The organism is Kribbella sp. DT2 (assembly GCF_049844575.1).
GTDB lineage: Bacteria > Actinomycetota > Actinomycetes > Propionibacteriales > Kribbellaceae > Kribbella.
Window position 1 is genome coordinate 350596 of sequence record NZ_JBNCLH010000001.1, and the last position, 11034, is coordinate 361629.

Below are 11034 nucleotides of genomic sequence, written 5' to 3' on the forward strand. Positions count from 1 at the left end.
GGTACGGCGCTAGGCCGGTGAGCTGGGGCCGGTCAGTCCTGCTCGGGGGTCGCAGGCCGCGGCGGCCTGCTTGCGGAGGGTCTCGAGGGCTTCCTCTTCCTCCGGGGACAGCTTGGCCTCGCTCTCGAACGCCTTGATCTCCTTGGCGTACGAACGGGCGTCGTTGCGGCTGTTGATCGACGTCAGCACGACGCCGTCGCCGTTGTCGTCCAGCAGGGCCACCGACCAGGACATCCGGCCGCCCATGTCGCCGAAGGCGTCGTACCGGACGATCGCCAGGTGCTGCAGCGACAGCTTCAGGCCGGCCTGGGTCTGCTCCAGCTGACGACCGAGCGTGTGCAGCTGCGCACCGACCGTGCCCGGCTTGGGATCGGGGCGCGGGGGCAGCTCGGTCTTCGGCGGCGTCGCGGGCGGCACGTCCTTGGCCGCCGCGGTCTGACCCCGCAACGCCTGCACGGCGAACACGAGGGCGAGCACCGCCACGAAGAGTGCGGCGATCCCGAAACCACCGGCTAACGTCGAAGACACGGTCCGCAGCCTAACGGTTGTGTGGTTTGTCAGGTGCTCTGCGTGTCCGTGCGGGCTGCGCGGCGCTCGTTGAGCGGGGTCCGGGTGGGCTCGAATCGGCGGATCAGCGTGCGGCGACGTAGATTCGCGGGGTGACTCCTCCGCATGATCCTGGACCTTTGCCCGGCGTTCACGACCTCGGGTACGCCCGTCTCGACACCGACCGTCTGGAGCGCACGGGCGACCCGGAAGTGGTCTACGGCGCCGGCAAGACGCCCGAGCAGATCGTCGAGCTGCTCCGGACGCTGCACGCGACCCACGGTGGTCGCGCCGCCCTGGCCACCCGGCTCTCGCCGGAGGCGCAGCAGTTGGTCGCTTCCGAGCTGCCAGAGGCTGTTGTCGATCCGGTGGGGCGTACGGCGGTGCTCGGGACCGTGCCGGAGCCGAGCGGGACTGTGGCTGTGGTGTCCGCTGGTACGTCGGACGCGCCGGTCGCCATTGAGGCCGCGACGACGGCTCGGGTCTTCGGGGCCGGGGTCGAACTGATCACGGATGTCGGTGTGGCTGGGCTGCACCGGGTGCTCGGGGTGCGCGAGCGGCTCGCCGCGGCGGACTGCCTGATCGTCGTCGCCGGGATGGAAGGCGCGCTGCCGAGTGTTGTTGGCGGGCTGACGGGGGTGCCGCTGGTCGCCGTACCGACTTCTGTTGGGTACGGCGCTTCGTTCGGTGGGGTTGCCGCGCTGCTCGGGATGCTGAACTCGTGTGCACCGGGGGTGACGGTCGTGAACATCGACAACGGCTTCGGAGCCGGAGTGTTCGCGGCCCGCGTCGCACGCCGCGCGGCACCGGCGGAGGTGAAGGAACAGTGAGAGTCGCCTGGATCGACTGCTCAGCCGGCGCCTCCGGCGACATGCTCCTCGGGGCTTTCCTGGACGCGGGGGCGGACGTGGGCCTGGTGAACGCTGCCGTCGCAGCGGTCGACCGCTCGCTGTCCGTCCGCGTCGAGAAGACGCTGAGACACCAGATCGCCGCCACGAAGGCATCGGTGTACGTGAACGAGGAGCCCCACCCGGAAAACGACCCGAACGCGGCGTACGCCGACGTGCCTGCGGACACCGGCCATGGTCACGGACACGGGCACGGAGCGGACGGCGGGGCCGGGGTTGCCCACGGCGAAGCCGGAGGGCCCGGGGCGGCGGACACCCCCTCTCCCCTCCCCACCGATGCGGTCGGCGCGGGCCACGGGCACGACGAGGCCGCGGACGGCGGGGCCGGGGTTGCCCACGGCGAAGCCGGAGGGCCCGGGGTTGCCCACGGCGAAGCCGGAGGGCTCGGGGGGGCGGACACCCCCTCCTCCCTCCCTGCCGATGCGGTGGGCCATGGACACGGGCACGACGAGGACGGGCACGGGGGTGCGACTCGTAGCTGGGCTGTGGTTCGGGCGGTGATCGAGGGGGCTGGGCTGGACTCCGCCGTGCGGGAGCGGGCGCTCGACACCTTTGCTCGGTTGGCTCGGGCTGAAGGGTCGGCGCACGGGGTCGACCCCGATGACGTGCACTTCCACGAGGTCGGGGCGCTGGATGCGATTGCCGACATCGTGGGGGTTGCTGCCGCGTCGGTCTCGCTCGAGCTGGATCGGATCGTGGTGTCGACGATCGCGCTCGGGGGTGGACGGCAGGTACGCGGCCAGCACGGCGGGATTCCGATTCCGGGGCCTGCGGTGCTGCACCTTCTGCGGGAGGCGGAGGCGCCGGTGGTCGGCGGCACCGCGCCGTACGAGATGACGACGCCGACCGGTGCCGCGCTGCTCGCGACGCTGGCGGACGAGTTCGGGCTGATGCCGCCGCTGCGGATCCTGCAGACCGGGGTCGGTGCCGGCGGACGCGACCCGGTCGAGGTGCCGAACATCGTCCGCGTGGTGATCGGCGAGGCGACCGTGCAGCCGTCGACCGAGCTCGTCTACGAGACGAACGTCGACGACCTCGACCCGCGGATCTGGCCGCAGGTGCTCGCGCGCCTGCTGCAGGCGGGTGCGGCCGACGCGTGGCTGACCCCGATCCTGATGAAGAAGGGCCGGCCCGCGCACACGCTCTCGGTGCTGACCAGCAGCGCGAACGCCGAGGTGGTCCGCTCGGTGATCCTCACCGAGACGTCCGCGATCGGCCTGCGCGAGTTCCCGATCCGCAAGCACGCGGCGGACCGTGAGTTCGCCAGCGTCGAGGTGAGCGGCCAGCGGATCCACGTCAAGATCGCCCGGTACGGCGGGCAGGTGGTCAACGTGCAGCCCGAGTACGAGGACGTGGTCACCGCGGCCGCGGCCCTCGACAAGCCGGTCAAGTCGGTCCTGGCCCGGGCGATCGCCGCCGGCCACGACCTCTGGGGCTGACCCACCAACGTCCGAAGAAGTCGCATGCGTCCGAAGAACCCGAGGCTATAGCGCTCGCGTCTTCGGACGCATCGCGCTTCTTCGGACGCATCGCGCGTCTTCGAACGCTAGCGCCCCGAGTACGGCGGGGCGAAGAAGACCAGCAGCGCCAGGTCCTCGGTGACGTCCGCGAAGTGGTGGGGCTCCCCCGCCGCCACGAACAGCACGTCGCCGGGCCCGACCGGCTCGGTCCCGCCGGGCGTCACGATGGATGCCCGGCCGGCGGTCACCACGTAGATCTCGTCCTCGCGGTGCGGCGCCTGGTCGTCGACGCCGCCCGCCGGGATCGAGTACGTGCCGACCGAGAGCGACTCGGTCCGTAGGTGCTCGGCGAAATGGTTCGGCTCCGCGGTCCGGTACTGCCCCGCCCCCACAAGCTTCTGCATCCGGCAGAGACTACCTACTGGGAGACGGTCTTCTCAGCGTTCTTCGCCTTGCGCTTCGGCCAGTCGTACGGCCACCACTGCGCCCCATCGCGCCGCGCCCAGATGATCAGCAGCACCAGCACCGCCAGCTCGACGGCCGGCGTGACCGTGTCCCGCAGCCGCGCACTGAACCACTCCAGCGACTCCGACAGCGACGCCGCGACCTGGCGCGCGTTCGGATCTCGCCCGGGGACGTACGCGATCGCGAGCATGGTCGTCCGGATCACCATCAGCTTGTCGACCTTCGACGCCGCGACCGCGGCCAGCGCGGTCCAGGCGATCACGTCGTACCAGGGCAGCGTGTACATCGCCGTCAGCAGCCAGGCGACCGCGTAGATCGCCGTGTACCGGATGGCGGCCGGGGTCGGGTCGTCCGGGTGTGTCTTCGGGACCAGCGACTTCGGGAAGACCTGCGAGAGCAGGATCGCGACGAAGATCAGGCCGACCCACGCGACGATCCCGATCACGGTCCGCACGAGCGCGCCGGGCAGGAACAGGTCGAACAGGCTGAAGATCACCTTGTGCGGCGTACCGGTCGAGATGAACGACGTCTGCGACCGCGCCTGCTGGAACGCCTGCAGGCCGACCACGGCGTACAGGCCGGCCATCGAGACAGCGCCGCCGAGGCAGAACCACAGCGCGCGGCGCCGATCGGCGCGCAGCGACCAGAGCATGGCTACGCCGACGAGTCCGATCGAGAGTTTGGTGCAGCCGGCGACGCCGAGCATGATGCCGGCCGCGAACACGTGCCGGCGGAACAGCACCAGCGCGATCACCGCGAACATCACCGCGATCGCGTCGTTGTGCGCGCCGGCCAGCACGGTGAACAGCAGCAGCGGGTTGGCCAGCGCGAGCATCGCGATCCGCCGGCGGTTGACCAGGTCGGGCCCGACCAGCTTGAGCAGGAGCAGACCGGTGACGACGAGGCTGACCGCGACGGTGAGCTGCAGCATCCAGACCGTCAGCTGCATCGAGTCGCCGCCGACCCAGGAGGAGAACCACTGGATCCAGGTCGCGATCGGCCCGTAGACGCTGCGCGCGCCCTGCCACGGGCGCTCGGTCGCGGCGATCACCGGGTCGTAGCCGAGGCGGATCGTGTCGGCGGGGGCGGTCGTGTACGGGTTGCCGCCGAGCGACATGATGCGGCCGTACGCCGCGTAGATCAGCACGTCGCCGGAGGCCATCGGGGGGACCAGCGTGATGGCGGCCGTCGTACCGATGCCTAGGGCAACCAACCGCTGGACGCGCGGGGCCCAGCCGTTCTTGAGCGCGCGGGTCGCCAGGTAGACGCCGTAGCCGCCGAGCAGGATCGCGACGTAGATCATCACCGTGACGAGCCAGTCGTTCGGCTTGCTGTCGAACCAGTACGACGGGAGCCAGGCGTGCCGGTTGGTCAGCGTCAGCACCACCACGGACGGTCCGAGCAGACCGGCAGCGACGATCAGTGCAGTGGAGACCAGGTAGAGGCCGACCGCTCGGCGGCCGTCACGATCCGCACGGACCTGCTGCTGGTTGTCGGTCACTTCGGTGCTCATCAGGTGGTCTTCCGGGGCAATGCGCTGCGGGCGGCGAGCGCCCGGCGTACGTGGAGGAACTGGCGGCCGCGGTGCAGCTGGCCTTTCAGGTCGGTCCCGGTCGCACGGTGCCGGACGTCGATCGGTACCTCGATGATGCGGAAGCCCTTGCGCCCCAGGTCGATGCTCAGCGCGGCCTCCACCCCGAACCCGCTCGCCAGCGGAAGCGCCGCGTCGAAGGCCGCGCGCGTCAGGCAGCGCTGACCGGACAGCGGCTGCTCCGGCGCCCAACCCGTCGCCTGCTGAATCCCGTCCCGCGCAAGCCGTACGACGAACCCGCGTCCGCCCGTCTTGCTCCCGTCGGCACGGATCTGCGCCGGCAGCGTCCCGATCGTCATGTCCACCCGCCCGTCCTGCACCGGCGGGATCAGCGGCTCGGCGCCGGCCGCGGTGTCGGTCAGGTCGGCGTCCAGGAACAGCAGGTGCCGCGCGCGAGCGCCGTCGCGCCGTGCGACCTCCGCGGCGCCGGTCTCCATCGCCGCGGCCTTGCCCTGGTTCCGCTCGTGCCGGACGACGACCGCACCGGCCTGCTCGGCCTGCTCGGCGGTCGTGTCGGTGGACCCGTCGTCGACCACGACGACCAGGTCGACACCGACGAGCTTGCGGACCGCGTCCACGGTGGCCGCGATCCGCGCGGACTCGTCCTTCGCCGGAATCACGCAGGCAACACCACGCTGCGGCTCGACCGACGGCTGATCATTCCCGGACACAGCACCGCAGCCTAATTGCTCGCGAGCCGATCCTTGGCCTCCGCACCCGCCGCCTGTGGACATCTCGTTCTTTCGAAGGACCGGCTCCGGTTCGCTTTCCCGTACATATTGTCGGACAATCAGACAGATTCCAGCTTCCGTACGGCGGCCGCCCGCCTGCCGTAGCGTGGACGACAACCGGGAACTCCGACGAGAGGGACAGGCATGACTGAGGCGTACGGCGTCGACAGCGAGGTCGGCCCGCTCCGGACGGTGATGCTGCACCGGCCGGGCAACGAGCTGCGCCGGCTGACCCCGCGCAACAACGACAAGCTGCTCTTCGACGGCATCCCATGGGTCGGCCGGGCGCAGGACGAGCACGACGCGTTCGCCCAGGCCCTGCGCGACCGCGACGTCGAGGTGCTCTACCTGGGCACCCTGCTGACCGAGGCGCTCGCCGATCCCGAGGCGCGCGCGACCGCGGTCGCCGGCGCGATCGAGGACCTGCGGCTGGGCGACACCCTGCGGGACTACCTGCGCACCGCGCTGACCGCGCTCGACCCCGCCGAGCTCGCCGAGGCGCTGATGGCCGGCGTACGGAACGACGAGGTCCGGGCCGGTGGGCTGGTCACGTCGCTGCTGGCGGACGAGGACTTCCTGATCGATCCCCTGCCGAACCTGCTCTTCACCCGCGACTCCAGCGTCTGGATCCGGGACTCGGTCGCGGTCACGTCGCTCGCGATGCCCGCGCGGGTCCGCGAGAGCCAGCTGACCGAGCTGATCTACCGCTTCCACCCGCGGTTCGCCGGCGCCGACAAGGTGTACGACCACCAGCTCGAGCACGTCGAGGGCGGCGACGTGCTGGCCCTCGGTCCCGGCGTCCTGGCGGTCGGGGTCGGCGAGCGGACGACGCCGGCCGGTGTCGAGCGGCTCGCGCAGCGGGTGTTCGCCAAGGACCTCGCGCACACCGTGCTCGCCGTACCCATTGCTCAGCAGCGGGCGACGATGCACCTGGACACGGTCTGCACGATGGTCGACGTCGACGCCGTACTGATGTACCCGAACATGGCCGAGGAGATGCGGGCGCTCGCGGTCACCGCCGACGGCGACCAGCTGCACGTCGCCGAGCCCGAGCCGTTCCTGGTCGCCGCGGCCAAGGCGCTCGGGATCGACACCCTGCGGCGGATCGACACCGGTCTCGACCCGGTCACCGCCGAGCGCGAGCAGTGGGACGACGGCAACAACACCCTCGCGCTGGCACCGCGGGTCTGCATCGCGTACGAGCGCACGGTGGAGACCAACGCGCGGCTGGAGGAGTCCGGGATCGAGGTGATCCGGATCTCCGGGTCCGAGCTCGGGTCCGGCCGCGGGGGACCGCGCTGCATGTCCTGCCCGGTGCTCAGGGCCCCTATCGATGGTTGAAGGCGCAAGTAAGCCTGACGACACGCGGAGTGAAATCGGGGGTTGTCGAGCAGGCAACTTGTGAGTACTCTTCATGCCTAGGCCCAGGCCCTGTTGCTCCCCCGTCAGCAGGACTTGGGCCGTCCACGTTGGGAAAGGCCCCGCACCTCAGGTGCGGGGCCTTTCGCATGTCGTCGACGCGGGGACCTCGGACACCATCCGGGGACCTCGGACAGGAAATAACGTGTCCGAGGTCCCGCGGAGGTGTTCGAGGTCCCGACTACGTACCGCGGGGTCTACGGCGTCAGCGGATGGTGAGCTGACGGCTGGCCAGGCCGGCCTTCGCCGCGCGCTCCTCGGTGCTGAGCGGCGTACTGGCCTTCAGCGCGTTGTCCAGCGCGGTCTGGAAGTCCGCGACCGGCTTCTCCAGGTCGGTGGCCTCGGTGTCGGTCGGCAGCTCCCAGACCGGGGCGAGCACGCCGAGCGCCCGGAAGGACCCGATCAGGCGGCTGCCGTCGACCAGCGTCGACGAACCGGCCGCGTGCAGCCGGGCCAGCGCGTTCAGCAGGTCGTCCTCGCTGTGCGGCATCACCCAGCGCAGGTACCGGCGGTCGCCGATCTGCGTCCAGTACGCCGCCTCGACCGACTCCAGCCGGACCGTGGGGGCTGCGGCCGCGTTGGCCCGCTCCAGGCCCGCGGCAACCTCGCCGGTCGGGTCCTCGACGTTCTCGCCGACCCAGTAGTCGAAGCCCTCGTGCACCTTGGCGACGATCGGCTCCTTGGTGTCGATCAGGTCCTGCAGCCGCGGGCCGTCCTTGAGCAGGTCGCCCAGCTGGATCGGGTTGCCCGGCTCGGTCGCCAGCGCCGCGGTGATCGCGTGCGCGACGTCGCGGCTCGGGTCACCGGTCGAGGCGTGCGTCTGCAGACCGATCCAGATCGTCTCGTCGTCGCGGACCAGACCCGGCATCGCCATCGGCAGCAGCGTGACCAGGTTGACCTTCTTGCCCTGGTGCTCGCCGCCCAGCGTCACCTCCGCCACCCCGGCCGGGACGATCTCCCGGAAGGCGATCAGGTCGCACTCGGCCGACAGCCCCTCGAAGGGCCGGACCACGAACGCGTCGGCGGCCTGCGCCCGGTCCTTGCCGTGGCACTGCTTGAACCGCTTGCCCGAACCGCACGGGCAGGGCTCCCGCGGGCCGACGTCAGCGAGGTCGGCCGGGTCCAGTTCGACGGTAGTCGTGTTCTTGGCGCGGTTGCGCGACTTCTTTCCCATGGCCGCAGTCTTGCAGGATCCGGCGTGAGGGAGTTAGTCAGAGCGGTACGACGGCGTGCACGGTGCGCTGCTTGTCGCCGGTCCGGACACCCCAGTCGGAGCTGAGCATGTCGACGATCGCGAGCCCGCGGCCACCGATCGACTCCGGATGCGCCTCGACGATCCGCTGCGGCTCGGTGTCGCCGCGACCGTCGGTGACCTCCAGGTGCACGCCGGCCTTGTCGATCCACCAGGCCGCGCGGACGTCGCCGGTCGGCAGGGCGGGCGCGTACCGGATGGCGTTGGAGAGCAGTTCGGACAGGACCAGCTGGGCGTCGTCACAGGTGGTTTCGGCGACACGGGCCCGCGTCAGGTAGTCGTGAAGGCGTCGGCGGGCAGCCGCCACCGCAGACACTTCGTGCGGTAGGACGACGTCCACGACGCTCACGTCGGCGGGCAAAGTCGCAGAGGACAAGCAGGGTCTCCTCGGGTCGGTACAGCACTTCCACATCTGCCCACGAACAAGGGCTTGAAAACACCGGAAGGAGTTCCGTTACACAGCGACGGGGAAGATCACAGAGTTTGCGGGGAAACCGTGACAAAAGCGACAGAATTGAACGTGCAAATCACTCAACGCATTCGCGTGATTACCCGTCCGGAGAAGAACTGAGAAGTAACTCACAACCGCTCTTCTGAGAGTTCAGGTTGCTGGTCGCTCGTACTGGTCAGCGCCGGCGGACCAGCCGGCGGCGGGTCCGGGACGGCGGCGCCGGCGGGCGGTCGGGGTTCTCGGCCAGGGTGGCGATCGCGAGCTCCGGCCGGTCGCTGATGATCGCGTCGACGCCGAGCGCGTGGCAGTGCCGGACGTCCTCGGGGTTGTTCACCGTCCACACGTGCACCTGGTGACCGTGCTTGTGCGCGCGGTCGACGTACTCGGGGTGCGCGGTCACCAGCTCCAGGCTCGGACCGGCGTACGAGACGCCCGTCGGCAGGGAGCCGTCGCGGAAGCGCAGCGGGATCCGATCCATCAGCAGGACGGTCCGTACGCCGGGCGCCATCGTCCGCATCCGCCGCAGCGACAACCAGGAGAACGACATCACCCGGGCCGGCGACTCGGTCCCGACCTTCGGGTGCGCCCAGCCGTACCGGTCGAGCGCCTCGATCAGCCGCCGTTCCACCAGCCCGGCGTACCGGGTCGGGTGCTTGGTCTCGATCGCGAGCTCGATCGGGCGGCCCGCGTCGTGGACGGTCGCCAGCAGCGTGTCCAGCGTGAGCACCTTGGTCAGGTCCGGGCTGGGCAGCTCGGCCTCGTCGTCGAGCTCGGCCCACGGGTTCTTCCACGACCCCCAGTCGAACCCGTCCAGCTCCTGCAGGCTCATCGTGGACAGCACGCCACGGCCGTTGGAGGTGCGGTCGATCCGCCGGTCGTGCACACAGACCAGGTGACCGTCGGAGGTGAGCCGGATATCGCACTCGAGCCCGTCCGCCCCCGCCGTGACCGCGCGCTGGTACGCCGCCAAGGTGTGTTCGGGACTGACCTCACTCGCGCCGCGATGAGCAACAACGCTCGGGCGTTTCGCCATGGCACAACTCTGGCACGCGTCTTTGGGTGGGTGTTAGTCAGCCACGCCGCCGTGGTGGAAATCGGTTGCCCGTTAACCGGATGGCGGAGACTGGCCCGGTGAACGAGCTGATGCGGGCCGTCGTACTGACCGGGCCGGTCGCGGCCGCGGACCTCCGGGTCTCGATGGTCCCGGTCCCGGAACCGCCGAGCGGGTGGATCCGGATCAAGGTCGAGGCGTTCGGGCTGAACCGCTCCGAGTACCACCTGCGCGCCGGCCTGGCCACGGGCGCCGTCTTCCCGATCGTCCCCGGTATCGAGGCGACCGGGACCGTCGACCTCGCTCCCGGCGGTGAGTTCGCGCGCGGGCAGCAGGTGGTCGCGATGATGGGCGGGATGGGCCGCGCTTTCGACGGCGGCTACGCCGAGTACACGGTCGTCCCCGCCTCCTCCGTCATCCCGGTCGAGACAACGCTGGACTGGGCCACCCTCGGAGCCCTCCCCGAGATGCTCCAGACCGCCCACGGCTCGCTCCACACCGGCCTGGACATCCAGCCCGGCCAGTCGATCCTGATCCGCGGCGGCACGTCGTCCGTCGGCACGGCCGCAGCCGTCCTCGCCAAGGAGCACGGCCTGACGGTCTTCTCCACCACCCGCAACCCCGCCCGCCTGGAAACCCTGCGCTCGTTGGGCGTCGACCACCCCCTGGTCGACGACGGCAACATCGCCACCCAGGTCCGAGCCGTCCTCCCACCCGGCGCCGACGCGGCCCTGGAACTGGTCGGCACGAACACCCTCCCCGACACCCTCCGATCCCTCCGCGTCCACGGCACCACCTGCTTCACCGGCATGCTCAGCGACACCTGGACGATCCCCGACTTCTACCCCATCGGCTACCTCCCCAACGGCGTCCGCCTCACCGCGTACGGCGGCGAGTCGTCCGACCTGCCCCCGGAGTCCTTCCAGCACTACACCGACCTGGTCGCCACCGGGCGGCTCCCGATCCGCATCGACCGGGTCTTCGCCCTCGACGAGATCGCCGAGGCCCACCAGTTGATGGAGGACGGCGGAGCAGTCGGCAAGCTGGTCGTCCGGATCGACTGAGATGCCCCGACCGACAGACCAGATAATGGTTGCCGTTAGCAACAGCTACCCCAACCCCCAAAAGGCCTGGAATGGTTGCGTTTCGAGGACCTGCCG

At 70.4% G+C, this 11034-nt stretch carries 11 protein-coding genes; 4 read left to right on the forward strand and 7 right to left on the reverse strand.

What is annotated here, in order from left to right:
- Positions 1-9: 9 nt before the first annotated feature.
- On the reverse strand, positions 10-528 hold the full coding sequence (locus tag ACLQ2O_RS01675) for a DUF4446 family protein (RefSeq protein WP_425826373.1): 519 nt from the start codon (positions 526-528) through the stop codon (positions 10-12).
- A 131-nt stretch (positions 529-659) separates the two neighbouring features.
- On the opposite strand from ACLQ2O_RS01675, the gene larB reads away from it, so the two are divergent.
- Both larB and larC read left to right on the forward strand, forming a co-directional pair.
- The gene (larB, locus tag ACLQ2O_RS01680) at positions 660-1376 is read left to right on the forward strand and encodes a nickel pincer cofactor biosynthesis protein LarB (RefSeq protein ID WP_425826375.1); all 717 of its coding nucleotides are present in this window, start codon (positions 660-662) and stop codon (positions 1374-1376) included.
- Positions 1373-2893 carry a nickel pincer cofactor biosynthesis protein LarC gene (larC, locus tag ACLQ2O_RS01685; protein WP_425826377.1) on the forward strand — a complete coding sequence of 507 codons (1521 nt, stop codon included), beginning with the start codon at positions 1373-1375 and terminating at the stop codon, positions 2891-2893. The genes larB and larC overlap by 4 nt, the downstream gene beginning before the upstream one ends.
- 107 nt (positions 2894-3000) lie before the next feature.
- Here larC and ACLQ2O_RS01690 read toward each other — a convergent pair whose 3' ends face one another.
- From ACLQ2O_RS01690 to ACLQ2O_RS01700, 3 genes are read right to left on the reverse strand one after another with little or no spacing between them, the layout of a single operon-like run.
- On the reverse strand, positions 3001-3318 hold the full coding sequence (locus ACLQ2O_RS01690; RefSeq protein WP_425826380.1) for a cupin domain-containing protein: 318 nt from the start codon (positions 3316-3318) through the stop codon (positions 3001-3003).
- A gap of 14 nt (positions 3319-3332) precedes the next feature.
- Positions 3333-4892, reverse strand: coding sequence for a DUF2029 domain-containing protein (locus ACLQ2O_RS01695; protein ID WP_425826382.1), 1560 nt, complete (start codon positions 4890-4892; stop codon positions 3333-3335).
- Complete coding sequence (locus ACLQ2O_RS01700; protein ID WP_425826384.1) at positions 4892-5641, reverse strand: glycosyltransferase family 2 protein; 750 nt, start codon at positions 5639-5641, stop codon at positions 4892-4894. The genes ACLQ2O_RS01695 and ACLQ2O_RS01700 overlap by 1 nt, the downstream gene beginning before the upstream one ends.
- A gap of 204 nt (positions 5642-5845) precedes the next feature.
- On the opposite strand from ACLQ2O_RS01700, the gene ACLQ2O_RS01705 reads away from it, so the two are divergent.
- Positions 5846-7042 (forward strand): arginine deiminase, encoded by a 1197-nt coding sequence (locus tag ACLQ2O_RS01705; protein WP_425826386.1) that lies wholly within the window; start codon positions 5846-5848, stop codon positions 7040-7042.
- A 283-nt stretch (positions 7043-7325) separates the two neighbouring features.
- Here the strand turns inward: ACLQ2O_RS01705 and ACLQ2O_RS01710 are convergent, their stop codons facing one another.
- The 3 genes from ACLQ2O_RS01710 to ACLQ2O_RS01720 form a co-directional block, all read right to left on the reverse strand.
- Complete coding sequence (locus ACLQ2O_RS01710; RefSeq protein WP_425826388.1) at positions 7326-8294, reverse strand: DUF5926 family protein; 969 nt, start codon at positions 8292-8294, stop codon at positions 7326-7328.
- Positions 8295-8331: 37 nt separating this feature from the next.
- On the reverse strand, positions 8332-8748 hold the full coding sequence (locus tag ACLQ2O_RS01715) for an ATP-binding protein (protein WP_425826390.1): 417 nt from the start codon (positions 8746-8748) through the stop codon (positions 8332-8334).
- A gap of 250 nt (positions 8749-8998) precedes the next feature.
- The gene (locus ACLQ2O_RS01720) at positions 8999-9856 is read right to left on the reverse strand and encodes a glycerophosphodiester phosphodiesterase (protein WP_425826392.1); all 858 of its coding nucleotides are present in this window, start codon (positions 9854-9856) and stop codon (positions 8999-9001) included.
- 98 nt (positions 9857-9954) lie between these two features.
- On the opposite strand from ACLQ2O_RS01720, the gene ACLQ2O_RS01725 reads away from it, so the two are divergent.
- A complete protein-coding gene (locus tag ACLQ2O_RS01725) occupies positions 9955-10938 on the forward strand; it encodes a zinc-binding alcohol dehydrogenase family protein (protein ID WP_425826394.1) in 984 nt (327 codons plus the stop codon).
- Positions 10939-11034: the final 96 nt, after the last annotated feature.

Bases quoted from the DNA above. Each gene is read 5' to 3' on its own strand.
- ACLQ2O_RS01710 (WP_425826388.1), bottom strand. From the start codon at position 8,294: ATGGGAAAGAAGTCGCGCAACCGCGCCAAGAACACGACTACCGTCGAA.
- ACLQ2O_RS01705 (WP_425826386.1), top strand. From the start codon at position 5,846: ATGACTGAGGCGTACGGCGTCGACAGCGAGGTCGGCCCGCTCCGGACG.
- ACLQ2O_RS01695 (WP_425826382.1), bottom strand. From the start codon at position 4,892: ATGAGCACCGAAGTGACCGACAACCAGCAGCAGGTCCGTGCGGATCGT.
- ACLQ2O_RS01690 (WP_425826380.1), bottom strand. From the start codon at position 3,318: ATGCAGAAGCTTGTGGGGGCGGGGCAGTACCGGACCGCGGAGCCGAAC.
- ACLQ2O_RS01720 (WP_425826392.1), bottom strand. From the start codon at position 9,856: ATGGCGAAACGCCCGAGCGTTGTTGCTCATCGCGGCGCGAGTGAGGTC.